General features: G+C 55.1%; 21 protein-coding genes. 5 read left to right on the top strand and 16 right to left on the bottom strand.

The features are described from left to right. Positions 1 to 20: 20 nt before the first annotated feature. Positions 21 to 1,937, bottom strand: a complete 1,917-nt coding sequence (gene mngA, locus L383_RS21655; RefSeq protein WP_023332423.1) for a PTS 2-O-a-mannosyl-D-glycerate transporter subunit IIABC — start codon at positions 1,935 to 1,937, stop codon at positions 21 to 23. A gap of 172 nt (positions 1,938 to 2,109) precedes the next feature. Between mngA and L383_RS21660 the strand changes: the two genes are divergently transcribed. The 4 genes from L383_RS21660 to L383_RS21675 all read left to right on the top strand — a co-directional run bounded on the left by L383_RS21660 (position 2,110) and on the right by L383_RS21675 (position 6,893). Beyond that, on the top strand, positions 2,110 to 2,826 hold the full coding sequence (locus L383_RS21660; protein WP_023332422.1) for a GntR family transcriptional regulator: 717 nt from the start codon (positions 2,110 to 2,112) through the stop codon (positions 2,824 to 2,826). 349 nt (positions 2,827 to 3,175) lie between these two features. Then, the gene (locus L383_RS21665; protein ID WP_023332421.1) at positions 3,176 to 5,131 is read left to right on the top strand and encodes an alkyl/aryl-sulfatase; all 1,956 of its coding nucleotides are present in this window, start codon (positions 3,176 to 3,178) and stop codon (positions 5,129 to 5,131) included. A 57-nt stretch (positions 5,132 to 5,188) separates the two neighbouring features. Then, positions 5,189 to 6,112, top strand: a complete 924-nt coding sequence (locus L383_RS21670) for a transporter (RefSeq protein ID WP_023332420.1) — start codon at positions 5,189 to 5,191, stop codon at positions 6,110 to 6,112. Positions 6,113 to 6,122: 10 nt separating this feature from the next. Next, positions 6,123 to 6,893, top strand: coding sequence for a hypothetical protein (locus L383_RS21675; RefSeq protein ID WP_023332419.1), 771 nt, complete (start codon positions 6,123 to 6,125; stop codon positions 6,891 to 6,893). Positions 6,894 to 6,977: 84 nt separating this feature from the next. On the opposite strand, the gene sucD is transcribed toward L383_RS21675, so the two are convergent. The 8 genes from sucD to sdhC form a co-directional block, all read right to left on the bottom strand. Continuing rightward, positions 6,978 to 7,847 (bottom strand): succinate--CoA ligase subunit alpha, encoded by an 870-nt coding sequence (gene sucD, locus L383_RS21680; protein ID WP_008501094.1) that lies wholly within the window; start codon positions 7,845 to 7,847, stop codon positions 6,978 to 6,980. Beyond that, positions 7,847 to 9,013 carry an ADP-forming succinate--CoA ligase subunit beta gene (gene sucC, locus L383_RS21685; RefSeq protein WP_006809579.1) on the bottom strand — a complete coding sequence of 389 codons (1,167 nt, stop codon included), beginning with the start codon at positions 9,011 to 9,013 and terminating at the stop codon, positions 7,847 to 7,849. Before sucC ends, sucD begins: the two co-directional genes overlap by 1 nt. A gap of 83 nt (positions 9,014 to 9,096) precedes the next feature. Further along, the gene (odhB, locus tag L383_RS21690) at positions 9,097 to 10,320 is read right to left on the bottom strand and encodes a 2-oxoglutarate dehydrogenase complex dihydrolipoyllysine-residue succinyltransferase (RefSeq protein WP_014883039.1); all 1,224 of its coding nucleotides are present in this window, start codon (positions 10,318 to 10,320) and stop codon (positions 9,097 to 9,099) included. Positions 10,321 to 10,334: 14 nt separating this feature from the next. Continuing rightward, the gene (gene sucA / locus L383_RS21695; protein ID WP_023332418.1) at positions 10,335 to 13,142 is read right to left on the bottom strand and encodes a 2-oxoglutarate dehydrogenase E1 component; all 2,808 of its coding nucleotides are present in this window, start codon (positions 13,140 to 13,142) and stop codon (positions 10,335 to 10,337) included. A gap of 238 nt (positions 13,143 to 13,380) precedes the next feature. After that, complete coding sequence (gene sdhB, locus L383_RS21700; protein ID WP_014883037.1) at positions 13,381 to 14,097, bottom strand: succinate dehydrogenase iron-sulfur subunit SdhB; 717 nt, start codon at positions 14,095 to 14,097, stop codon at positions 13,381 to 13,383. Between the two features lie 15 nt (positions 14,098 to 14,112). Further along, entirely contained in the window at positions 14,113 to 15,879 is a 1,767-nt protein-coding gene (sdhA, locus tag L383_RS21705) for a succinate dehydrogenase flavoprotein subunit (RefSeq protein ID WP_014883036.1), read from the bottom strand. After that, a complete protein-coding gene (gene sdhD / locus L383_RS21710) occupies positions 15,879 to 16,226 on the bottom strand; it encodes a succinate dehydrogenase membrane anchor subunit (protein WP_008501088.1) in 348 nt (115 codons plus the stop codon). Before sdhD ends, sdhA begins: the two co-directional genes overlap by 1 nt. Further along, positions 16,220 to 16,624 (bottom strand): succinate dehydrogenase cytochrome b556 subunit, encoded by a 405-nt coding sequence (gene sdhC, locus L383_RS21715; RefSeq protein ID WP_020684965.1) that lies wholly within the window; start codon positions 16,622 to 16,624, stop codon positions 16,220 to 16,222. The genes sdhD and sdhC overlap by 7 nt, the downstream gene beginning before the upstream one ends. Positions 16,625 to 17,263: 639 nt before the next feature. On the opposite strand from sdhC, the gene L383_RS21720 reads away from it, so the two are divergent. Then, complete coding sequence (locus tag L383_RS21720; protein ID WP_014883035.1) at positions 17,264 to 18,547, top strand: citrate synthase; 1,284 nt, start codon at positions 17,264 to 17,266, stop codon at positions 18,545 to 18,547. A gap of 99 nt (positions 18,548 to 18,646) precedes the next feature. On the opposite strand, the gene nei is transcribed toward L383_RS21720, so the two are convergent. The 7 genes from nei to L383_RS21755 form a co-directional block, all read right to left on the bottom strand. Then, positions 18,647 to 19,438, bottom strand: coding sequence for an endonuclease VIII (gene nei / locus L383_RS21725; protein ID WP_023332417.1), 792 nt, complete (start codon positions 19,436 to 19,438; stop codon positions 18,647 to 18,649). Positions 19,439 to 19,456: 18 nt separating this feature from the next. Beyond that, positions 19,457 to 20,197, bottom strand: coding sequence for a 5-oxoprolinase subunit PxpA (gene pxpA / locus L383_RS21730; protein ID WP_023332416.1), 741 nt, complete (start codon positions 20,195 to 20,197; stop codon positions 19,457 to 19,459). Beyond that, positions 20,184 to 21,116: a 5-oxoprolinase subunit PxpC gene (gene pxpC / locus L383_RS21735; protein ID WP_023332415.1), complete on the bottom strand. Its 933-nt coding sequence runs from the start codon at positions 21,114 to 21,116 to the stop codon at positions 20,184 to 20,186. The genes pxpA and pxpC overlap by 14 nt, the downstream gene beginning before the upstream one ends. Beyond that, positions 21,110 to 21,766, bottom strand: coding sequence for a 5-oxoprolinase subunit PxpB (gene pxpB / locus L383_RS21740; protein WP_023332414.1), 657 nt, complete (start codon positions 21,764 to 21,766; stop codon positions 21,110 to 21,112). The genes pxpC and pxpB overlap by 7 nt, the downstream gene beginning before the upstream one ends. 14 nt (positions 21,767 to 21,780) lie before the next feature. After that, on the bottom strand, positions 21,781 to 22,524 hold the full coding sequence (locus L383_RS21745; RefSeq protein ID WP_023332413.1) for a type 2 GTP cyclohydrolase I: 744 nt from the start codon (positions 22,522 to 22,524) through the stop codon (positions 21,781 to 21,783). A 10-nt stretch (positions 22,525 to 22,534) separates the two neighbouring features. Further along, positions 22,535 to 23,947: a deoxyribodipyrimidine photo-lyase gene (gene phrB, locus L383_RS21750; RefSeq protein ID WP_023332412.1), complete on the bottom strand. Its 1,413-nt coding sequence runs from the start codon at positions 23,945 to 23,947 to the stop codon at positions 22,535 to 22,537. 208 nt (positions 23,948 to 24,155) lie between these two features. Further along, entirely contained in the window at positions 24,156 to 24,362 is a 207-nt protein-coding gene (locus tag L383_RS21755; protein WP_014883027.1) for a YbfA family protein, read from the bottom strand. Between the last annotated feature and the right edge of the window lie 146 nt (positions 24,363 to 24,508).

The raw sequence follows: 24,508 nt of genomic DNA, 5'->3' as shown, positions 1-24,508 counted from the left end.
CGTTTCCTGTGTGTGAGTTTTTACCGTATGGCGTCTTCAGTGACGTATTTGCCCTTTTTTACCGCCTGGCGTCGCCAGAGCAGCAGAACAAACGTGGAGATAGCGGCCCCCAGCACCGCCGCGCCAAACCAGCCCGCTGCGGCAACCACACCGGTCAGCCCTGCGTCGTGAAGTAAAAAGAGGGAGAAAATACCCGCCCCCGGGGTAGACAGCCCGATCCCCATCGCCCCAACAATCGCGCCGGTTACCATGGAGCCGAGCACAAAGGAGCCAATGACGCGAAGGGGATCTTCTATCGCCATCGGAATCGCCCCTTCGGTAATGCCCGCGAGTCCGAGCAGCCACGTTGATTTACCGGTTTCAATTTCAAACGGTTTAAACAGTCCCGGAGCCAGCATCGTTGACGCCGTCACGGTAAAGGCCGAGACCATTTTGACGGAGGCAAAGATGGCATAGGGACCGTATACGCCGTTCGCCATCGCGCCCAGGCAAAACGCGTAAGAGGCTTTGTTGACCGGCCCGCCCAAATCAAATGAACACATAAAGCCGAGGATCGCCCCCAGGAGCAGCGCATTCGCACCGGACAGACCATTAAGCCAGACGGTGAGCGTGTTATTAAGCCAGGCCACCGGTTCGCCGATCACAAACAGCATCAGGCTACCCGCCCCCAGCACGCCAATGACCGGATAGAGATAAAAGGTTAAAAAGCCGTTATAGCGGCTACTCAGGCGGATGTGATTTTTCACCCAGCGCATCAGGTAACCCGCGATCAGGCCGCCCACGATAGCCCCCAGAAAACCGGAGCCGATCATATTGGCAGCAAGACCGGCAGCAAATCCCGGTGTCAGCGCGGGTTTATCCGCCAGCGAGTAAGCGGTATACGCGGCCAGAACGGGAACCATCAAAATTCCGAGCATGCCGCCGCCAAGCTTGCGGTACATCCACAGCCACGAGTTTTCCTGGTCGAACAAGTGCTGCAAGCCCAGGATTTGCGCCAGCAGTACCGACACAGCCAGCACCGTACCGCCAGCGACGATCAGCGGCACCGCAAAGGAGATCCCGCTGAGGAGCGCCTGTTTGAGCTCACTTTTTACGCCCGTTTTCGTTTCGGTATCGACGTACTCATGACCCGCATCGGATGAAGGCCGTAGCGCCAGCGCGCGCTCAATTAGCGCTTCAGCATGGCGCAGGGGCTCCGCAACGGGGACGGAAATCGCGGGGATCCCCTGAAAACGCTCACGCTCTTTGATCGCCACGTCTGCGGCAAAAATGCATGCTTTCGCCTCCTTCAACTGCTGCGCAGTGATGCGCCCCTCAATGCCGTTCGCCCCCTGCTTTTCGACCACCACGTTGACGCCCAGCCTGCGTCCCGCTTTTTCCAGGTATTCCGCAGCCATATAGGTATGCGCAATTCCAGCCGGACAGGCGCTAACGCAAACGATCGTCGGGGCATTCACCGCAACGGCGGCCTCTTGCGCTTCAGGGGTCGCTTCCAGGGCAGCAAACACATCTTCCGCCGTGGTGGCTGCCATCACGCGCGCCCGGAGATCGTCATCCGCCAGGCGAGACGTCAGTTCCGTCAGTACCTGAATATGTGTCGACCCCGCTTCGGCAGGAGGAATGGCGAGAAGAAAAATCAGCTCAACCTCTTCCGGTCCGTCCACGCCTTCCCACTCCAGCGGTTCGCGCAGCGTTGCCACGGCGAAGGCTGCTTCTTTCACGACGGCTGATTTACCGTGGGGCACCGCCAGCCCTTCGCCCAGGGCGGTGGGGCCAAGCGATTCCCGATGGAAAACTTCTTTAAGAAAAGCATCGGCATCAGCGATTTTGCCCAGCGCCACCAGCTGCGCCGTGAGCAGGTGTATGGCTTCATCACGGCTGGCAAAGCGCTTTTGCACGCAGACCGCCTCGGGATGGGTCAGGGTCGTCAGGTCCATAAAGATCCTCACACTCATGTTGTCATTGTTGAGGATCGATTGTGGCAGACAAGACAATACATTTATGTGATCACTTTCACCAACGCCAATAATTTGTATTTAAATTGTATTATTTACAATTTTCTGCCTGAAGGCATAATTCATTGAAAAGGTATTGATTGGATCAATCAGAATGGGCAGTAAACCGATGTACCGGCAGATAGCCGACGTGCTGCGTGAAAAAATCGCCAGCGGTGAGCTGAAGCCAGGCGATGCGCTACCAACGGAGTCATCGCTCCAGCAGACCTTTGACGTCAGCCGTGTGACGGTGCGTCAGGCCCTGAAGCTCCTCACCGAAGAGCACATCATCGAAAGCATTCAGGGCAGCGGCTCGTATGTGAAAGAGGAGCGCGTTAATTACGATATCTACCAGCTCACAGGCTTTTACGAGAAACTGGCCGACAGAAACATTGCCACTCACAGCGACGTCAAAATTTTTGAGGTGATAAAAGCTGATGCGTGGCTGGCCCAAAAACTGGATCTGATGCCTGAAGAGAAAGTCTGGCACGTTAAACGCGTGCGCTTTATCAAACATAAACCGGTGAATCTCGAAGAAACCTGGATGCCGCTGGCGCTGTTTGCCGATCTGACCTGGGAGGTGATGGAAAATTCCAAATACCACTATATCGAGCAGATCAAAAAGATGGTGATCGATCGCAGCGAGCAGGAAATCGTGCCGATCGTCCCCGACGCGGAGACCGTCAGGCTTCTCGGAATCGATCCGCATAAACCGGTTCTGGAAAAAATTTCCCGCGGTTTTTTACAGGACGGGCGTCTGTTTGAATACAGCCGAAATATCTTTAATAGCGATGACTATCATTTCACATTAGTAGCAAAGCGTTTGCATTAACAACCTGAGCGTTGATGTTCGTTAGCATTAATAACACAACGCTTTAATATTTTTCGGCTTAAATTATTTCTTTGTGTAGCCTTTTGTAAAACAGCAAACTTTAGGCATTCATCCAGGTAATATATTTTACGCTAAGCCCATCACATTTTATTTTTGCAAGGCTGATTATTCCAAGCCAACATTTGCTGCCCCACCTGCGTTGCGGCAATATATTCAACACGGTGATACCTTAGCCTCTTTTCTTTTTCCGTCAGACAATCCATTCTACTCACGCGATATAATTTCCATTCAGCGATATTTGCATTTCTTATCCTTGGCGGTGTTATCTCCACGTAAAAGGAAATGAGAAATGAAATATACAAAAATGGCTTTATTCGTCGCTGGATTGATTGGGAGCGGTTACCTGTATGCCGAAGACACCGCCCCACCCGCTTCGGCCTACACGAAAGAGATGAACGCCGCCGTATATCAGCAGCTCAACTTCAACGATAAACAGGATATAGAAGATGCAAAACGGGGATTTATCGCCTCGCTGTCCACGCAAATAATTAAAAACGACCAGGGCAAGACCGTGATTAATCTCGACAACTGGTCGTTTTTAAAAGGCGAAGCCCCGGACACCGTTAACCCGTCGCTGTGGCGGCACGCTCAGCTCACGAATATTGCCGGGTTGTTTAAGGTTACCGATCGGATGTACCAGGTTCGCGGGCTGGATGCGTCCAACATGACCGTTATCGAGGGCGACAGCGGGCTTATTATTATCGACCCGCTTGTCGTACCGGACTCAGCGCGGGCTGCGCTTGAACTCTATTATCAGCATCGCCCGAAAAAGCCCGTGGTCGCGGTTATTTACTCTCATAGCCATCTTGACCACTTTGGCGGTGTGACAGGTGTGGTGTCGGAAGCCGACGTCAAAGCGGGGAAAGTAAAAATTTTCGCCCCGGAAGGTTTTATGGAGGAGGCCTCCAGCGAGAATCTGTTGGCCGGGAACGCCATGAGCCGTCGGGCGCTGTTTATGTACGGCATGATGGTGAAGCCGGGGCCACAAGGGCACGTTGACGACGGCATCGGTAAAAGCATCGCCATTGGGCGTAACTCGCTCATCCCTCCCACCTATATTGTTAACGAATCGGGTAAACGGGTCACTATCGACGGCGTGGAGGTGGAATTTGTTTTAGCCCCCGGTACCGAGGCACCGTCAGAGATGATGCTCTGGTTCCCGCAAATGAAGGTTCTGAATGGTTCAGAACTCTTCAACGCCACGATGCACAACTTATATACCCTGCGCGGCGCGAAGGCCCGTAGCGCGGTTAACTGGTGGAAATCGCTCAATTATGCGCTCGATAAATATGGCGATCGGGCGGAAATCGCCGTCAGTCAACATCTGTGGCCGGTATGGAATAATGCCCGGGTGAAATCGTACATCGCCGCTCAGCGCGATATGTATAAATACATCAATGACCAGGCGCTTAACCTCATCAACAAGGGCTACAACATGGAGGAAGTCGCCGAGAACATGACGCTGCCGGATTCGCTGGCAAAAAACTGGAAGAACCGCGGCTATTACGGCTCACTCAGCCACAATGCCAAAGCCATGTACATTTACTATATGGGCTGGTATGACAGCAACCCGGCAAAACTTCATCCCCTACCCGATGTGAAGTCCGCCCCTCGCTATATCCATATGATGGGCGGCGCGAAAAAGGTCTTTGAGGGTGCTAAACAGGCGATGTCCAGCGGCGAATATCGCTGGGCCGCGCAGCTGCTGAATCACCTCATTTTCGCCGAACCGGATAACAAGCAGGCCAAAGCGCTGCAGGCAGACGTCTTCACCCAGCTTGCTTACCAGAGTGAAAACGCTATCTGGCGCAATGAGTATCTCTCAGGGGCGAAAGAGTTGCGTAATGGCGTTCCGGCTATTCCGGTCTCAAGTACGCTCGACAGCGAACTCACGGCGCGCATTGAACCTGAAGCGCTGCTGGATTATATGGGCGTTGCGCTTAATGGACCGAAAGCCAACAATAAAACCCTCCACTTTAACTGGCAGGTTACAGAGGGTTCAACCTATGGGATCGAGTTAAATAATAGCGTTATTGTTTATCACAAAAATAAGCTATTTAGCGACCCGGCATTTACCCTGACCTCTGACGTCGTCAATTTCTCGCATCTGCTCACAAAAGCCACCACGCTAAATGAGGCTATGCGTAATAAAACGGTTGAATTAAAGGGCAGCACGGATGCCTGTGAACAACTGCTTTCCCTGATCGACGTATTCCCTTCCATGTTTAATATTGTGACCCCTTAACCTCTGACACCTCCCGCCTTCACTGCGCGGGAGGTTTTTTATAAATAAGGAGGCGTTATGCGAAGCTCCAGTAAAAGTCTGATTGTCGCACTGATTGTTTTATTATGTGGTTTACTCCTCATTTTATTGCCGCTGGTTGCGAAGGCCGATAATGCGCGCGACTGGAAAAATTTACCGAAGGATAAAAACCTTATTTTTGGCTATTACAATAACGTTAGAAGCAATACCGATATCAGCAGTGCCCTGCCCGTCGATGGCATTAGCGTGGATGCGGACGTTTATATATTTCGTTACGCGCGCACGTTTGACATTGACGGGCGAATTTCAGCCATCCAGATCGTTCAGCCTTACGCCAGCGTGAGCGCCTCGCTGGATAATTCCCGCTATTTCACCGGCTCGCTGGAGCATGAAAATATCGGCGATACGCAGGTTATTTTCGCCCATAACCTGTTTGGCGCGCCCGCGCTTAGCGAAGAACAGTTCCGTCAGTGGAAGCCGGAGACCTTCCTCAGCGCGGCGTTCTGGCTCACGCTGCCCACCGGGGATTATGACCGTAATAACACCATTAATATTGGCGCTAACCGCTGGGGCTTTAAGCCCGAACTGGCGTTCGGCACACCCGTTGGTCACAGCTGGATCGAGCTAAACAGCTGGGTCAATTTTTATACGGATAACAAGGAGTATCAGCAAAACAGCAGGCTTGAACAGCGTCCGCTGTACGCACTGGAAGGGCACTGGAGCTACTCTCTCTCCCCTGCCTTCTGGCTTTCACTGGACGGCAGCTGGGCCAAAGGCGGCGAAACCCGCGTAAATGGCGTGCTTCAGGACGATGAGCAGGAAAACGTTCTGCTTGGCGGAACGGTGGGCTTTATGCTTAGCCCGCATTTCGGCGGCATGGTGGCGTATACCGATACCGTCGATCGGCGTGAGGGATCGCCGGATGTGGCTACCTGGACATTCAGACTCCAGTATCTCTGGTAAGGAGAAGACGATGCGCTATTTCTTACCAGGCCTCGTCGCGCTTCTTATACCGCTATCAAGCGGTGCCGCCACCGATGACGCGATAGAAAAGGCTACAAATCCGCTGCACCTTTCCACCTCCGTGGCGCTACAGGACTACTACACGCCTGAACTGTACGGCAGCGACCATCATACCAACGACACTCTTTTCCGTATGACCACGCCCTTTGCAGCGAACGAGCTGGTGCCGGTACCGCAGATTTTACGCATGACGGTGCCGCTCGCCACACGACCCCAGCCCGGTGGCGGCTACGCAACGGGACTCGGTGATATCAACCTGTTTGACATTTTTCTGCTCAAGCAGGACGGCATTAAGCTGGGTATCGGCCCCCTGTTAACCGCCAACTCCGCTGCGCACGACGAAACCGGCACCGGCAAGTGGCAGGCGGGCCTTTCGGCCATTGCCATCAAATCAACGCCCGGCTGGATGGCGGGCACGCTTGTCCAGTGGCAAACGAGCGTGGCGGGCGACAGCGATCGCGACGACGTCCAAACCGGAACGTTTCAGCCGATCATGGTCCTCAAAATGCCGGAAGGCTGGTATCTGCGAACATCGGGGATTTGGACCTGGAACATGGAGACCAATGACTACGCCATTCCCGTGGGGCTTGGCGGAGGGCGAGCCTGGAACGTGGGGGCAAAGGTCGTGAGCGCGTTCCTCGAGCCGCAATGGACGGTGGCACATAAAGGCGAGTATCAGCCCGAACTGACGTTTTTTGCTGGCGTCAGCGTTGTCATGTAAAAAAAGGCCGCTTTTCAGCGGCCAACCATGTCGAAACGGACATTTTTTTACTTCAACGCTCCCCTGTAGGGGAGCAGAGAGGACTTACTTAATGATGGATTTCAGTGCTTCGCCGATATCCGCCAGGCTGCGAACGGTTTTCACGCCTGCGGCTTCGAGCGCTGCGAATTTCTCGTCAGCCGTACCTTTACCACCGGCGATGATCGCCCCTGCGTGACCCATACGCTTGCCTTTCGGCGCGGTCACACCCGCGATGTAACCGACAACCGGCTTGGTCACGTGTTCTTTGATGTAAGCAGCCGCTTCTTCTTCCGCGCTACCACCGATCTCACCAATCATCACGATCGCTTCGGTCTGTGGATCTTCCTGGAACAGTTTCAGGATGTCGATGAAGTTAGAGCCCGGGATCGGGTCACCGCCGATGCCCACACAGGTGGACTGGCCGAAGCCGTAATCGGTGGTCTGCTTAACGGCTTCATAGGTCAGGGTACCGGAACGGGACACGATGCCCACTTTGCCCGGCTTATGGATGTGACCCGGCATGATGCCGATTTTGCATTCGCCTGGCGTGATGACGCCTGGGCAGTTCGGGCCGATCATGCGCACGCCGGCTTCATCCAGCTTCACTTTCACGGTCAGCATATCCAGCGTCGGGATACCTTCAGTGATGGTGATGATCAGTTTGATACCCGCGTCGATCGCTTCCAGAATGGAGTCTTTGCAGAACGGTGCCGGAACGTAGATAACGGTCGCGGTTGCGCCCGTCGCTTCTACGGCTTCACGCACGGTGTTGAACACCGGCAGGCCCAGGTGCGTGGTGCCACCTTTACCTGGCGTGACGCCGCCAACCATCTGCGTGCCGTAGGCAATCGCCTGTTCGGAGTGGAAAGTCCCCTGGCTACCGGTGAAGCCCTGGCAGATAACCTTGGTATCTTTATTAATTAAAACTGACATTATTTCCCCTCCACTGCGGCAACAACCTGCTGAGCTGCATCCGTCAGACTTTTCGCTGCAATAATATTCAGGCCGCTGTCAGCCAGTTTTTTCGCGCCGAGTTCAGCGTTGTTACCTTCCAGACGTACAACCACCGGAACGTTAACACCCACTTCTTCTACCGCACCAATGATACCGTCGGCGATCAGGTCGCAACGAACGATGCCGCCGAAGATGTTAACCAGAACCGCTTTAACATTGTCGTCAGAGAGGATGATTTTGAACGCTTCGGTCACGCGCTCTTTGGTTGCGCCACCGCCCACGTCGAGGAAGTTCGCTGGCTCACCACCGTGCAGCTTAACGATGTCCATGGTGCCCATTGCCAGGCCCGCACCGTTGACCATACAGCCGATGTTGCCGTCCAGCGCCACGTAGTTCAGCTCCCACTGTGCAGCCTGTGCTTCACGCGGGTCTTCCTGAGACTGGTCGCGCATTTCGCGCAGATCCGGCTGGCGGAACAGCGCGTTGCCGTCAGCGCCCAGTTTGCCGTCGAGGCAGATCAGATCGCCCTGGGTGGTGATCACCAGCGGGTTGATCTCGATCAGCGCCAGGTCGCGCTCCAGGAAGATAGTCGCCAGACCCATGAAGATCTTGGTGAACTGCTGAACCAGCTTGCCTTCCAGACCCAGTTTGAACGCCAGCTCGCGACCCTGGTAAGGCATTGGGCCTGCCAGCGGATCGATCGCCACTTTGTGGATCAGATGTGGCGTTTCTTCCGCCACTTTTTCGATTTCCACGCCGCCTTCGGTAGACGCCATGAACACCACGCGACGGGAGCTACGGTCAACAACCGCGCCCAGGTACAGCTCTTTAGCGATATCGGTCGCTGCTTCAACCAGGATCTGGTTAACCGGCTGGCCGTTTGCATCTGTCTGGTAGGTCACCAGACGTTTGCCGAGCCAATGTTCAGCAAACGCACGAATCTCTTCTTTGCTCTTAACAACCTTCACACCGCCCGCTTTACCACGGCCACCAGCGTGAACCTGACATTTAACTACCCACGGGCCGGAACCGATTTTAGATGCGGCTTCTTCTGCTTCACGCGGGGTAGTACAGGCATAACCCACCGGAGCCGGTAAGCCATACCGGGCAAACAGCTGTTTGGCCTGATATTCATGTAAGTTCATGTGTTCTATCCATCCTTCAGGTAATCGTTAGGTAGTGCTTTTAGTGGCCCGGCAGCCATACGCCGCCGGGCAAGACTGCAAAACTAGACGTCCAGCAGCAGACGCGTTGGATCTTCCAGCAGCTCTTTAATGGCAACCAGGAAGCCCACGGACTCGCGGCCGTCGATCAGGCGGTGATCGTAAGAGAGCGCCAGGTACATCATTGGCAGGATCTCAACTTTACCGTCTACCGCCATCGGACGATCTTTAATGGCATGCATACCCAGGATCGCGCTCTGCGGCGGGTTAATGATCGGGGTAGACATCAGCGAGCCGAATACGCCGCCGTTGGTAATGGTGAAGTTACCGCCGGTCAGGTCGTCTACGGTCAGCTTGCCGTCGCGGCCTTTAACAGCCAGCTCTTTGATATTTTTCTCGATGTCAGCCATACCCAGGGTATCCACATCACGCAGAACCGGGGTGACCAGACCACGTGGAGTAGAAACCGCCATGCTGACGTCGAAATAGTTGTGGTAAACCACGTCATCGCCATCGATGGATGCGTTCACTTCCGGGTAGCGTTTCAGCGCTTCAACGACAGCCTTCACGTAGAAGGACATAAAGCCCAGACGGATACCGTGACGTTTTTCAAACGCGTCACCGTACTGCTTACGCAGGTCCATGATTGGCTTCATGTTCACTTCGTTGAAAGTGGTCAGCATCGCGGTGGAGTTTTTCGCTTCCAGCAGACGCTCGGCCACGCGCTTACGCAGGCGCGTCATCGGGACGCGTTTTTCGCTGCGGGCACCCAGAGCAGGCTGAGCTGCTGCTGGCGCTGCCGCAGGGGCTTTCGCTTCTGCCTGAGCAGGTGCTTTCGCCAGGTGCTTGTCGATGTCTTCACGCGTCAGACGGCCACCCACACCGGTGCCTTTGATGGCAGCCGGGTCAAGGCTATGTTCAGCCAGCAGGCGACGGATCGCCGGGCTGAGGGCGTCGTTAGACTGTTCTTCCAGAGAAGCCTGCTGGCGCTGAGCCGGCGTAGAGGCTTTCTCTTCAGACTTGGCGCTGGACTCTTTACCCGCGCTGTTGCCTTCACGCAGGCGACCCAGGATCTGACGAGAGGTGACGGTCGTACCTTCATCTTCCAGCACCGCGTCCAGTACGCCATCCGCCGAAGCCGGTACTTCCAGTACCACTTTGTCAGTTTCGATTTCTACCAGCACTTCATCGCGCTTAACGGCATCGCCTGGTTTTTTGTGCCAGGTAGCGACGGTCGCATCTGCTACAGATTCAGGCAGGTCGGGAACAAGAATATCTACGCTACTCATTATGTATCCTTTAATTAATCGACGTTCAGCGCGTCATTGACCAGATCTTGTTGCTGCTTCTGGTGAACGGACATATACCCTACCGCCGGAGAGGCGGAGGCCGGGCGACCTGCGTAACGCAGAGCGGACCCAAATGGAATCACTTCACGGAAATGATGCTGGCTGCAGTACCATGCGCCCTGGTTAAGCGGCTCTTCCTGGCACCAGACAAAATCATGAACGTGAGCGTAAGGTTTCAGCACTTCCTGCATCGCCTGATGCGGGAACGGATAAAGCTGTTCGATACGCACGATGGCGACATCTTTCTGATCGTTCTTACGGCGCTGTTCCAGAAGGTCGTAATAAACCTTACCAGAACACATCACCACACGCTTCACGGCCTGCGGATCCAGCTCGTCAATCTCACCGATGGCTGGCAGGAAGGTGCCGTTTGCCAGCTCATCCAGGCTGGATACCGCCAGCGGATGGCGCAGCAGGGATTTCGGAGACATGACCACCAGCGGACGGCGCATACCGCGCAGTGCCTGACGACGCAGCATGTGGTAGACCTGAGCCGGAGTGGACGGCACGCAAACCTGCATGTTCTGCTCAGCGCAAAGTTGCAGATAGCGTTCCAGACGCGCGGAGGAGTGCTCCGGACCCTGACCTTCATAACCGTGCGGCAGCAGCATGACCAGACCACACATGCGGCCCCACTTCTGCTCGCCGGAGGAGATGAACTGGTCGATAACGACCTGCGCACCGTTGGCGAAGTCACCGAACTGCGCTTCCCAGATGGTCAGGGTGCGTGGTTCAGCGGTGGCGTAGCCGTATTCGAAGGCCAGTACCGCTTCTTCAGACAGTACGGAGTCCCAGACTTTGAACTGACCCTGACCGTTGTGGACGTGCTGCAGTGGGGTATAGGTTGAACCGTTAGACTGATTGTGAACCACCGCGTGACGGTGGAAGAAGGTACCACGGCCCGCATCTTCGCCGGACAGACGCACAGGAATGCCTTCGTCAACCAGCGTTGCATAAGCCAGCGTTTCCGCGCCACCCCAGTCAAACAGCTTCTCACCTGCTGCCATGGACTGACGGTCAGCATAGATTTTCGCCACGCGAGACTGCATCTCGATAGCGTCTGGTACGGTGCTGATGCGTTTAGCCAGCTCCTGCAAACGCTTCATCTCAACCTTGTTCGGGTAGCTCTCATCCCACTCGTGGTTGAGGTACGGCGACCAGGTAAAGGAGTGCATGTTCATCGGACGCAGCTCTTTCACTACGCATTCACCCGCATCCAGCGCATCGCGGTAGAGGTTGACCAGTTCGGTCGCATCTTCCAGCGTCGCCACTTTTTCGCTTTCCAGCTTGTCAGCATAGATTTTGCGTGGCGTCGGGTGTTTTTTGATTTTCTGATACATCAGCGGCTGGGTTGCACTTGGCTCATCCGCTTCGTTGTGGCCGTGACGGCGGTAGCAGAAGAGGTCAATGAACACATCGCGTTTGAAGGTATTACGGAAGTCCAGCGCCAGACGGGTAACGAAAGCGACAGCTTCCGGATCGTCCGCGTTCACGTGGAAGATCGGCGCCTGAACCATTTTACCGATGTCGGTGCAATATGGTGTAGAGCGGGCATCCAGCGGGTTAGAGGTGGTGAAGCCCACCTGGTTGTTGATCACGATGCGAACGGTACCGCCCACTTCATAACCACGCGCTTTCGACATGTTCAGGGTTTCCTGAACCACGCCCTGCCCGGTTACCGCCGCATCACCGTGAATGGTGATTGGCAGCACTTTGTTGCTGCTTGGCTCGTCCAGACGATCCAGACGCGCACGCACGGAACCGATAACCACCGGGCTGACGATCTCCAGGTGTGACGGGTTAAACGCCAGCGCCAGGTGAACCAGACCGCCTTCGGTTTCGATATCAGACGAGAAGCCCATGTGGTACTTCACGTCGCCGGTGCCGAGGTGCTCTTTATGTTTGCCCGCGAATTCGTCGAACAGGTCCTGCGGTTTTTTACCCAGCACGTTGACCAGGACGTTCAGACGACCACGGTGCGCCATGCCCAGTACCACTTCACGGGTACCGCTCTTGCCTGCATGACGAATCAGCTCTTTCAGCATCGGCACCAGCGCGTCGCCGCCTTCCAGCGAGAAGCGTTTTGCGCCCGGGAATTTCGCGCCCAGATAGCGCTCAAGGCCCTCTGCTGCAGTCAGTTCGCCAAGGAAACGTTTTTTCTCTTCTGCTGAGAAATTCGCATGGCCCGCTACGGATTCGATACGCTGCTGGATCCAGCGTTTCTCTTCGGTAGAGGTAATGTGCATGTATTCCGCGCCGATGGAGCCGCAGTAGGTTTGCTTGAGCGCATCAATGAGTTCGCCCAGCTTCATCGTGTCTTTGCCGATGGCAAAAGAACCTACGTTAAAGCTTTCCTGGAAATCGGCCTCGGTCAGATCGTGATACGCCGGATCGAGATCGGCCACACGTTCTTGCTGCCACAGTCCCAGCGGATCGAGATTCGCATGCTGGTGACCACGGAAGCGATAAGCGTTGATAAGCTGCAGGACTTTAACCTGCTTCGCATTGGTGTCAGGGTCGGAAATCGCAGAAGAGTAACGTGAGGCATCCTTCGCCAGACGACGGAAATAATCACGTGTTTTGGAATGGAATTGATCCGGTTTGACCCCTGTGCCAGGCAACTGCTGGAACATGGAACGCCAGTTTGCGTCCACTGAGTCAGGATCGGTTAAGAAGTCTTCATAGAGCTGTTCAATCCAGCTCTGGTTCGCACCAGAAAGGAAAGAAGAGTCCAGCCAGGCTTTCATTGCGCCGTTCTGCATCGTGATCCCTTAAGCATTTTTATGCTTACTTTCGCCGTAGAAACTACCACGCACACCACGTGTACGTGCCGGGGTTCACCTGCGAGCTCTTTTCATTTGGCCCGCGAAGGAACCTTTAGAAACTGTCTAAACTTCAGGGCAGTTTTTAAAGGTTTCTGCAATTTTCCCGGTGGCGCTACGCTTACCGGGCCTACTGTTACGTAGGCCGGATAAGCGCAGCGCCATCCGGCGTTTTTACTTACGCACTGCGCTGCAGCAGCATCGACTTAATATGGCCGATGGCGCGCGTCGGGTTCAGTCCCTTCGGACATACACTGACGCAGTTCATGATGCTATGGCAGCGGAATACGCTGAAAGCGTCACTCAGTCCTTCCAGACGACTCTCGGTTTCGGTGTCGCGGCTATCGATCAGGAAGCGATAGGCAGCCAGCAGACCGGCCGGGCCGATAAACTTGTCCGGGTTCCACCAGAACGACGGACAGGACGTTGAACAACATGCGCAGAGAATACACTCGTACAACCCATCGAGTTTTTCACGCTGCTCAGGAGACTGTAAGTGCTCGCGAGCGGGTGGATTTTGCCCATTATTCAATAAGTAAGGCTTAATCTTCTCATATTGTGCATAGAATTGCCCCATGTCTACCACCAAATCACGCACGACCGGCAGGCCTGGCAGAGGACGGATAACAATTTTCTGACCAGGACGCTGCAACGCGGAAATGGGCGTGATGCAGGCCAGGCCATTTTTGCCGTTCATGTTCACGCCATCAGAGCCGCAGACCCCTTCACGGCAGGAGCGACGGAACGACAGTGTCGGATCTTTTTCTTTCAGCTGGATTAACGCATCCAGCAGCATCATGTCGCGACCTTCTTCCGCTTCCAGGGTGTAGTCCTGCATACGCGGAGCATCATCAACATCCGGGTTATAACGATAAACTGAGAATTCGAGTTTCATTATCCTGTCTCCGCATTAGTAAGTACGAATCTTCGGCGGGAACGCCGGACGCAGTTTCGGTTCCATGTTGACGCTACGACGCGTCATGGATTCCGACTCTGGCAGATACAGGGAATGGCACAGCCAGTTTTCGTCATCACGATCCGGGAAGTCGAAGCGGCTATGCGCGCCACGGCTCTCGGTACGGAAGTTTGCCGACATCGCGGTCGCGAATGCGGTTTCCATCAGGTTATCCAGCTCCAGGCATTCAACGCGCTGGGTGTTGAACTCGCTGGAGGTGTCATCCAGACGGGCATTTTTCAGACGCTCGCGGATCGCTTTCAGCTGCTCAAGACCTTTGGCCATTGCGTCACCTTCGCGGAATACCGAGAAGTTATGCTGCATGCATTCCTGCAGTGCTTTACGGATTTCCACCGGATCTTCGCCGTTACGGTTGCCGTTCCAGCGGTTGAGGCGCTCAAGAGAGGCATCAATTTCGTCGTCGGTCGCGTCACGCAGCGCGCCCTGCTCGGCAATGGATTCCTGCAGATGCAGACCGACTGCACGGCCGAATACCACCAGGTCCAGCAGCGAGTTGCCGCCGAGACGGTTTGCGCCGTGAACGGATACGCAGGCAATTTCACCTACGGCGAACAGGCCAGGAATAACCACATCTTCGCCCTGCTCGTTCACGGTCAACGCCTGACCGGTCACTTTGGTCGGAATACCGCCCATCATGTAGTGGCAGGTTGGGATAACAGGAATTGGCTCTTTCACCGGGTCGACGTGTGCGAAGGTACGAGACAGCTCCAGAATGCCCGGCAGACGGGATTCCAGCACCTCTTTACCCAGATGGTCGAGTTTCAGCTTCGCGTGTGGACCCCATGGGCCATCACAGCCGCGGCCTTCACGGATTTCGATCATGATGGAACGCGCCACCACGTCACGACCCGCCAGGTCTTTCGCATTCGGGGCATAACGCTCCATGAAGCGTTCGCCGTGTTTGTTCAGCAGATAGCCGCCTTCACCACGGCAGCCTTCTGTTACCAGAACGCCGGCACCGGCGATACCGGTTGGGTGGAACTGCCACATTTCCATATCCTGAACCGGCACGCCTGCGCGGATTGCCATGCCAACACCGTCACCGGTGTTGATGTGGGCGTTGGTGGTGGACTGGTAAATACGGCCTGCACCGCCGGTGGCCAGCACGGTTGCGCGGGCTTTGAAGTAAACGACTTCACCGGTTTCGATACACAGCGCGGTACAACCGACCACTGCGCCATCGGCATTTTTCACCAGATCCAGCGCATACCACTCGGAGAAGATGGTGGTGTGGTTTTTCAGGTTCTGCTGATACAGGGTGTGCAGCAGTGCGTGGCCGGTACGGTCAGCCGCCGCTGCGGTACGTGCCGCCTGCTCGCCGCCGAAGTTTTTCGACTGGCCGCCAAACGGACGCTGATAGATGGTGCCGTTTTCCAGACGGGAGAACGGCAGCCCCATGTGGTCCAGCTCCAGAATCGCTTCCGGGCCGGTCTTACACATATATTCGATGGCATCCTGGTCGCCGATGTAGTCGGAACCTTTTACCGTGTCGTACATGTGCCATTCCCAGTTATCTTCATGGGAGTTACCCAGCGCAACGGTAATACCGCCCTGCGCGGATACTGTGTGGGAACGGGTCGGGAACACTTTAGAGAGCAGCGCACAGGTCTGGCCGCTCTGGGAAATTTGCAGTGCGGCACGCATACCTGCGCCACCGGCACCAATCACAACAGCATCAAATTCTCTGACTGGCAGTTTCATTACACACCCCACACCACAACGAATCCATAAATAACGTAAACCACCAGTGCAACGACAATGGCCAGCTGCAGAGGAAGGCGAATCGCCAGCGGTTTAACGTAATCGGTCAACACCTGCCACATACCAATCCACGCATGAATAAGGATGGAGAACAGCGCCAGCAGGGTGAACACTTTGGTGAAGGCGGATCCGAAGAACCCACTCCAGATTTCCCACGTCAGCGTACCGCTGGTCGCGAAGAAACCAATCATATAGATGATGTAAAGGGTGAGAACGATGGCGGTAGCACGGACAAGAATGAAGTCATGTACGCCGTTGCGTCCTAATGCGGAGGCGTTGCTTACCATACGAGAACTCCTGCGAGAAGTGAAAGCACGACAGTAATCACAAATGAAATGTTAGCGGAGCGTTTCCCGGCTTCGAACGTCTCTTCCAGGTAGCCAAAGTCCATCAGCATATGACGAACACCCACGACGACGTGGTACGCCAGCGCGGTCAGAATGCCCCACATGATGAATTTCACGAAGAAGCTGTTCATGATGGCAGAGGCCTGGAGGAATCCTTCAGGGGAGGAGAGGCTGGTACCCAGTAACCACAGCAGAATGCCGACCGCCACAAACGTAATTACACCTGAAACACGGTGCAGAATGGACGCTATTGCTGTTACGGGGAACCGGATCGTTTTCAGATCCAGATTGACAGGTCTTTGTTTTTTCACATTTCTTATCATGAATAACGCCCACATGCTGTTCTTATTGTTTCCTTCCTCCGGACTGCGATGCGGGTCAAGCAGCGTTCCTTTTCTATAACTGCGCGTCATGCAAAACAATGCTTCCAGATGCTTCAACGACACATTACAACGCTGGGTGGCTCGGGATTGCAGGGTGTTCCGGAGACCTGGCGGCAGTATAGGCCGTTCACAAAATCATTACAATTAACCTACATACAGTTTGTCGGGTTTTCTCTGGAACAGTGATCAGGGTCACGATAACAACATCTTTTTAATTTTTAATCATCTGATTTGACAAATGTTAAACAATATTGTTACAAACGTCATCAGAAAAGGCATATAATGCGCAAAAGTTATGAGGTCTCTCTTTCACCTGACAAATAGTTATGTAACAGTGTGATGGTATTGACCGAAGTTATCAGGACAGTTATTAGTGATATACAGGTTTGAATAATTCGGACTGCTAAAACGCTGATTTGCTGTTGTTTCACTGATATTTCATTCGTTTACCTGCAAGGCGCCATAGCTCTGTACCCTGGTTTGTCCTCGTGAGCTGAGCGGTAAGCCAAATAACAATCTGGTAACGGTGATTAACAGCTGAAAGCAAATCCGGTAAAGCGCAGTCTTAAGCATAAGGCGCTAAGGAGACCGTAAATGGCTGATACAAAGGCAAAACTCACCCTCAACGGTGGTGATGCTATTGAACTGGATGTGCTAAAAGGCACGCTCGGTCAGGATGTTATTGATATCCGTACGCTGGGTTCCAAAGGAGTATTTACCTTTGACCCTGGATTTACCTCTACCGCATCTTGCGAATCCAAAATCACCTACATTGACGGTGACGAAGGTATCCTGCTCCATCGCGGCTTCCCCATCGATCAGTTAGCCACCGAATCCAACTATCTGGAAGTGTGCTACATCCTGCTGAACGGCGAAAAGCCAACGCAGGCGCAGTACGATGAATTCAAAACCACCGTCACCCGTCACACCATGATCCATGAGCAGATTACCCGTCTGTTCCATGCGTTCCGTCGTGACTCTCACCCGATGGCGGTGATGTGCGGGATTACCGGTGCGCTGGCGGCGTTCTACCACGACTCCCTTGACGTGAATAACCCGCGTCACCGTGATATCGCGGCGTTCCGTCTGCTGTCCAAAATGCCTACCATGGCGGCGATGTGTTACAAATACTCCATCGGCCAGCCGTTTGTGTATCCACGTAACGACCTCTCCTACGCCGGTAACTTCCTGCGCATGATGTTCTCCACGCCGTGCGAAGAGTACGAAGTGAACCCGGTGCTGGAACGCGCAATGGACCGTATCCTGATCCTGCACGCTGACCACGAACAGAACGCTTCCACCTCTACCGTCCGTACCGCGGGTTCTTCAGGCGCGAACCCGTTCGCCTGTATCGCTGCGGGCATCGCCTCCCTGTGGGGACCGGCGCACGGCGGTGCGAACGAAGCGGCACTGAAGATGCTGGAAGAGATCAGCACCGTTGAGCACATTCCTGAATTCGTGCGTCGCGCGAAAGACAAGAATGACTCCTTCCGCCTGATGGGCTTCGGTCACCGTGTTTACAAAAACTATGACCCACGCGCCACCGTGATGCGTGAAACCTGCCACGAAGTGCTGAAAGAACTGGGTACCAAAGATGATCTGCTGGAAGTGGCGATGGAGCTGGAACACATCGCGCTGAACGACCCGTACTTCATCGAGAAGAAACTCTACCCGAACGTCGACTTCTACTCCGGTATCATTCTGAAAGCGATGGGTATTCCGTCTTCCATGTTCACCGTAATCTTCGCCATGGCCCGTACCGTAGGCTGGATTGCGCACTGGAACGAAATGCACAGCGAAGGCATGAAAATCGCCCGTCCTCGTCAGCTGTATACCGGCTACGAGCAGCGTGATTTTAAGTCTGATATTAAGCGCTAACAGATGTTGGGTGCGGCATGATGCCCTCACCCCAGCCTTCTCCCACAGGGAGAGGGTGAAAACCTTAAAAACGGTAACCCTTGGGTTACCGTTTTACTTTTATTTCTGGCAGTACGGGCACCAGTAAAAAGGTCTCGAAGAGAGCATAATCCTGTCGATAATCCCGCCACATCGCTCGCACTTTTTCCCCGCCCGATGAAACACCTTAAACCGGAACAGCGCCCCGTGATGCCTGTTCTCATCTACCACGCCACGCGTCGTGTAGGATAAACGCGGAATGTCCAGCAGCGCATGGGACAGCGCTTCCAGCTGTTCATCGCTGAGCTGCGAGGCTTTATGCTGCGGCGCCAGCCCGGCTTCCCAAAGGATTTCCACCCGCAGGTAGTTGCCGAGCCCGGCCAGAAAGGCCTGGTCGAGAAACAGACCGGAAAACTGCCGATTGCGAAATTTGGGTGACAGCAAACGGGCTTTCACATCGCCCGCCGTCAGGCGCATATCCAGCACATCCGGCCCGACGCGCAGCAAGAACGGATGAACGAGCAACTGCTCAGGCGTTAACATTTCGATATCCGACGCGCTGTAAAGCAGGATGGCTTTATCCGCCGTTTGCAGCCTGACCCGCAGCACACGGGTGGTTTGCGGCTGTTCATCCGCGTTAACCACGCGCCAGACGCCGTAAAGCTGGTTATGGCTATATAACGTCAGGTTATGGGAAAAGTGCGTGAGTAAGGCTTTCCCGCGCGTTTCAATATGGTTCACCGTCTGCCCCAGCAGCTGTGATTCAAACGGTTTGAGTTGCGGAAAGGCAAACCAGACATCCGTCAGCGGTTTGCCCTTTATCGCCGCTTCCAGGCTATCCGCCGCGCGGCGGATCTCCGGACCTTCTGGCATGTTAGTGTCCTTAAATGATTATTCTGCGCTGACAAGAATACCCTCATCAGAGAACGCTGCCCGCAGGCGTCGCGCAAACTGGAGCGCATGCTCGCCGTCGCCATGTAAGCATACCGTATCGGCCTGAACGTTTGCCGATGTACCATCCACAGCGGTGACACGCCCGGCGCGCACCATCTCCAGCGTCTGCGCCAGCGCTTTACCTTCGTCGGTAATGAGCGCCCCGGCCTGCGTTCGCGGCACCAGGCTGCCATCAGGCTGATATCCCCGGTCGGCAAACACTTCCTGGCGGGTGGTTAACCCCAGGCGCTGCCCGGCGCGGATCAGCTCGCTGCCCGCCAGGCCTACCAGAATCAGCTGAGAGTCACAATCCCGCACCGCGCGGGCAATGGCGTCCGCCAGAGCAGGATCTTTCGCCGCCTGATTGTAAAGCATGCCGTGCGGCTTCACGTGGCGCAGTACGCCCTTCTCAGCGCGCACTATCGCCTCCAGCGCGCCAATCTGGTAAAGCATCTGAGCGTAGACCGTCTCCGGCGGCAGGTCCATCGCCGTACGGCCAAAGTTCTCCCGGTCGGGAAAGCTCGGGTGAGCGCCTATCGCCACGCCGTTTTTAATGGCATTGCGCACGCTCTCCAGCATGGTTTGCGCATCACCCGCGTGAAAGCCGCAGGCGATATTAACCGAAGAGACCAGCGTCATCAGCTCTGCGTCGGCGCGGCTCCCCTCCCCCAGATCGGCATTTAAATCAATCTTTACCATCAAGCCTCCACGCCAGCTGTTCGAGATAACGCTGCTGATCCTGCCGCGCTTTCAGCGCCTCCTCCAGCGAACATTGCACGAAATGGATCGGCTGACCGAGGGGAATTTGCGCCAGATGGTAGCGATCCGCGTCAATAATGCAGGCAATGCGCGGATAACCGCCCGTCGTCTGCGCATCGTTCATCAGCACAATGGGTTGACCATTGCCCGGAACCTGAATGACGCCAGGCAATAAGCCGTGGGAGAGCAACTCCCGGTCGGTTGTGCGGGTCAGCGGCTGCCCCTGCAGGCGGTAGCCCATGCGGTTACTCTGCGGGCTAATCTTCCACGGCGAACGCCAGAAAGACTCTTTAGAAGCGTCATCGAACTCCTGATATTCCGGCCCCGGTAAGGCGCGGATCACGTTCCCCCACAGCAACTGTTTTACGCCCTGCGTCGTCGAGAAATCGCGTGTTGACGGCTTAATCGCCAGACGATCGCCATCGCGCAGCGAACGTCCCTCATGCCCGCCTATGCCCGCTTTCTGATCGGTACTGGCTGACCCCAGCACCTCCGGCACGTCAATGCCCCCCGCTACCGCAAGGTAACTGCGCACGCCGTGCAGAGGCCGTTTCAGCATCAGACGTTGCCCGGCTTTCGCCCGCAACCGCCAGCCGGTCCACACCGCTTTGCCGTCTAGCGTGGCGTCACAACCTGCGCCGGTCAACGCAAACCAGGTTTCCTGACCAAACTCAATCACGCACTGACCCAGCGTAATTTCTAACGCCGCCGTGCTGCCTGCGTTACCCACCAGCAGGTTGGCAATCTCCAGCGAAGGACGATCAAGCGCACCGCAGTAGCTCACGCCAGACTGGCGCAGGCCAAAGCGGCCGGCATCCTGTACCGAGGTATAAAGCCCTGCGCGAAGTAACGTTAACATACCCCCTCCTTCTGCGGGATAAAGCGAAGGGTATCGCCAGGACGAAGGAGAATGGGTGCCTCCTGCCCCGGTTCAAATAGCGGCGTGGAGGTGTATCCGATAAGCTGCCAGCCGCCCGGTGAGGTGAGCGGATAAATTCCGGTTTGTTCGCCGCCAATCGCCACCGTTCCCGCGGGAACGCTCAGGCGTGGCTCGGCCCGGCGCGGCGTATGCAGCTGGGGGGATAATCCGCCAAGATACGGGAAGCCGGGTTGAAACCCGAGAAACCAGACCACGTAATCCACCGAACTGTGAAGTTCAACAACCTGCTTCTCCGTTAATCCGCAGTGATCCGCCACCACGCCAAGATCCGGCCCACCCGTGCCGCCATAGACGACCGGGATTTCAATCATTCTCGATTCCGGCTCCAGCGCTTCGCTCTCTTCCCACCAGCGCTGAAGACGTTCAATAGCATCCAGCGCCTTTGTCTGCGGGTTGCGCAGCACGACGGTAATGTTATTCATGCCAGGAATGGTTTCTACCACTTCCGGGATGTCAACCAGACGCTGTGTCAGCCGCCAGATACGCTTTTGCGTGGCAAGCGTGACCGGCGGTTCAAGTTCCAGTACAACTGCGCTTTCACCCAGAAGATAACAACGCGCTCTCTGCACTCGGGCACCTCTCATCAGGCGGGATTAGGGATATCAATAAAGGTCACATCCAGATCGGTATTTTCCGTCAGCCATTCGCTGAGGGCGCGGATACCGCCACGCTCGGTAGCATGGTGGCCTGCCGCGTAAAAATGCAGCCCCTGTTCACGGGCTGAGTGAACCGTCTGCTCAGAGACTTCACCGGTAATAAACGCATCAACACCAAAACGCGCGGCGCTGTCGATAAAGCCCTGACCGCCGCCGGTACACCAGGCAACGCGCTTAACGGTATCCGGCCCCGTGTCGCCACACCACAGCGGACGACGCCCGAGACGTGCTTCGATCCACGAGGCCAGCTCCAGACCTGGAACCGGCATCGACAGCTCTCCCCACGGGACCAGTGGCTCGATTTCGCCCATCACAGTGATCCCCAACAGCTGCGCCAGCTGGACGTTATTCCCCAGTTCCGGGTGTGCATCCAGCGGCAGGTGGTAGCCGTACAGGTTGATGTCATTGGCCAACAGCGTTTTCAGGCGGTTGCGCTTCATACCGCGAATAATCGGTGATTCGTTTTTCCAGAAATAACCGTGGTGAACAATGATCGCATCGGCCTCCTGACGCACCGCTTCATCCAGCAATGCCTGGCTTGCCGTCACGCCGGTGATGATTTTTTGCACTGTCTCACGGCCTTCCACCTGCAGCCCATTCGGGCCGTAATCGCTGAAGCCGGCGGTATTGAGTTTTTCGTTAATCAGGCTTTCCAGTTCGCTGTTTTTCATCATCACTCTCTTAAGCTTTACGGGCGGCTTCATAGGCCGCCAGCGTGGCGACGCGCGCCTGTTTATGGTCAACAATCGGGCGGGGATAATCGAGCTTTACGCCCTGTTTATCCGCCCATGCCCACGGGTCGTGGATCGCTTTCGCAGGAACATGCCTGAGCGCGGGCAACCAGCGACGAATAAAGTCGCCGTTAGCATCAAATTTTTGTCCCTGAGTGGTCGGATTGAAAATCCGGAAATAGGGAGCCGCATCGGTACCGGTAGAGGCCGCCCACTGCCATCCGCCATTATTCGCTGCCAGATCGCCATCGATCAGCTGAGAAATAAAATAACGTTCCCCGACACGCCAGTCGATAAGCAGATCTTTCACCAGGAAGCTGGCGGTAATCATTCGCAGACGGTTGTGCATCCACCCGGTTTCATTCAACTGGCGCATCGCGGCATCAACAATCGGATAGCCCGTTTCCCCCTTTTTCCAGGCCAGTAAACGCGCCTCGTCATGCTGCCATTTTACGTTATCGGTCCAGGGAATGAACGGGCGATGCTTGCAGAGATCGGGATGATAAGTCATCAGATGGCGATAGAACTCACGCCAGATCAGTTCGTTCAGCCACACCGACCCCGTCCCGCCGTCCAGCGCCTGCGGCTGCTCGGCCAGTAGACGATGCAGACACTGGCGAGGAGAGAGCACGCCCAATGCCAGGCAGGCCGATAATCGGCTTGTCCCTTCAACCGCCGGAAAATCCCTGCGCGCGTCGTACTCTCCCGCGCCCTGCTTGCAAAACTGGCGCAGCTTCGCAATCGCTGATTTCTCACTGGCAGGGAACAGAAGATCGTCGAACGTCTGTTGGGGATAGTTAAACGTTAATTCAGGCAGATCGGTTATGGCATCGCCCCGAACAGCGGGCGCGGCCACGCACTCAGGCAGCGCCTCTTTCAGGCATTTAACAAACGCATTTTTAAACGGCGTAAACACTTTGTACATTTCGTGACTGCCGGTCATGACGCTGCCCGGCGCCAGCATGACGCTGTCATCAAATCCTTCACAAACTACCCCGTCCAGCATGTTTTCCAGCTGGCGATCCCGCCGCTGTTCGTTCAGCTCGTACTGATAGTTATAAAAAAGGTGTGTGACGCCGTTTTGCTGACAGATCGCCTGCAGCATCTGAAGCTGCGCGGCAAAATCACTGACCTCTTTGTAGATCAGCGGAATACCTTTTTCAGCAAGCGCGTGTTGCAGAACGTTCAGATGTGATTTGAGGTAAGCCGCCTGGCGCGGTGCCATATCATGCTGCTGCCACTGTTCGGGCGTAGCGATGAACAGTGCCAGCACGCTGGCATCCTCAGAACGACAGGCTGCCGCGAGAGCGATGTTGTCATGTACGCGCAGATCTGCGCGAAACCAAACCAGATGGGTGGGCATAAAACTCCAGGCAAATATCCATTATGTCCGTAAGGGCACGCCACCAAAGGAAAAAGTGGCGAGCTTTTACTGTACTTTGCCATGAAGTGTAGACGGGATGAAATAAAAAAGACCGCCGGGGGGTGGTAATGCCAGTCAGTTAAGTAACTGACTGGCATTACCCATTGCTATTGGCGGTTTCTATATTGCTATGTGTAGTCTTTCTTTTTTAGTAGAAGTCGCAGGTCGCTTTCTCGGCCTGATCCATCCACACCGGCTTCTCGCTGGTTTTCGCCCAGACGCGGTGCAGATAGCTGTAAAAACGAGCGCGATCTTTCCAGAACAGCATCACCGGCAGGGCCAGCACGCCAGCCACTACGGCGAAAGTACGACGCATGAACACAATATGAGCTGGATACGCTTTATACAGATCCATATTTTCTCCCCTATAGTTGGCCGGAAACGTCATCCGGAAAATTCAAAATCTGTGACCTGGATAAAATAATATCGCTTTGCGTGTAATTTTACTACTCATCCGACCACTTATTTTCATTCATTTAGTGAATATTTACACTCGCGCCG

Origin of the sequence: Enterobacter sp. MGH 37 (assembly GCF_000534515.1) — a bacterium.
Classification (GTDB): Bacteria; Pseudomonadota; Gammaproteobacteria; order Enterobacterales; family Enterobacteriaceae; genus Enterobacter; species Enterobacter kobei.
The sequence above is the reverse complement of the archived record's forward strand: the minus strand, read 5'-3'. Positions and strand labels throughout refer to the sequence as shown.

Coding starts and splice junctions, on each gene's coding strand:
- mngA (WP_023332423.1), bottom strand. CDS start 1,937: ATGGACCTGACGACCCTGACCCATCCCGAGGCGGTCTGCGTGCAAAAG.
- L383_RS21660 (WP_023332422.1), top strand. CDS start 2,110: ATGGGCAGTAAACCGATGTACCGGCAGATAGCCGACGTGCTGCGTGAA.
- L383_RS21665 (WP_023332421.1), top strand. CDS start 3,176: ATGAAATATACAAAAATGGCTTTATTCGTCGCTGGATTGATTGGGAGC.
- L383_RS21670 (WP_023332420.1), top strand. CDS start 5,189: ATGCGAAGCTCCAGTAAAAGTCTGATTGTCGCACTGATTGTTTTATTA.
- L383_RS21675 (WP_023332419.1), top strand. CDS start 6,123: ATGCGCTATTTCTTACCAGGCCTCGTCGCGCTTCTTATACCGCTATCA.
- sucD (WP_008501094.1), bottom strand. CDS start 7,847: ATGTCAGTTTTAATTAATAAAGATACCAAGGTTATCTGCCAGGGCTTC.
- sucC (WP_006809579.1), bottom strand. CDS start 9,013: ATGAACTTACATGAATATCAGGCCAAACAGCTGTTTGCCCGGTATGGC.
- odhB (WP_014883039.1), bottom strand. CDS start 10,320: ATGAGTAGCGTAGATATTCTTGTTCCCGACCTGCCTGAATCTGTAGCA.
- sucA (WP_023332418.1), bottom strand. CDS start 13,142: ATGCAGAACGGCGCAATGAAAGCCTGGCTGGACTCTTCTTTCCTTTCT.
- sdhB (WP_014883037.1), bottom strand. CDS start 14,097: ATGAAACTCGAATTCTCAGTTTATCGTTATAACCCGGATGTTGATGAT.
- sdhA (WP_014883036.1), bottom strand. CDS start 15,879: ATGAAACTGCCAGTCAGAGAATTTGATGCTGTTGTGATTGGTGCCGGT.
- sdhD (WP_008501088.1), bottom strand. CDS start 16,226: ATGGTAAGCAACGCCTCCGCATTAGGACGCAACGGCGTACATGACTTC.
- sdhC (WP_020684965.1), bottom strand. CDS start 16,624: ATGTGGGCGTTATTCATGATAAGAAATGTGAAAAAACAAAGACCTGTC.
- L383_RS21720 (WP_014883035.1), top strand. CDS start 17,264: ATGGCTGATACAAAGGCAAAACTCACCCTCAACGGTGGTGATGCTATT.
- nei (WP_023332417.1), bottom strand. CDS start 19,438: ATGCCAGAAGGTCCGGAGATCCGCCGCGCGGCGGATAGCCTGGAAGCG.
- pxpA (WP_023332416.1), bottom strand. CDS start 20,197: ATGGTAAAGATTGATTTAAATGCCGATCTGGGGGAGGGGAGCCGCGCC.
- pxpC (WP_023332415.1), bottom strand. CDS start 21,116: ATGTTAACGTTACTTCGCGCAGGGCTTTATACCTCGGTACAGGATGCC.
- L383_RS21745 (WP_023332413.1), bottom strand. CDS start 22,524: ATGAAAAACAGCGAACTGGAAAGCCTGATTAACGAAAAACTCAATACC.
- phrB (WP_023332412.1), bottom strand. CDS start 23,947: ATGCCCACCCATCTGGTTTGGTTTCGCGCAGATCTGCGCGTACATGAC.
- L383_RS21755 (WP_014883027.1), bottom strand. CDS start 24,362: ATGGATCTGTATAAAGCGTATCCAGCTCATATTGTGTTCATGCGTCGT.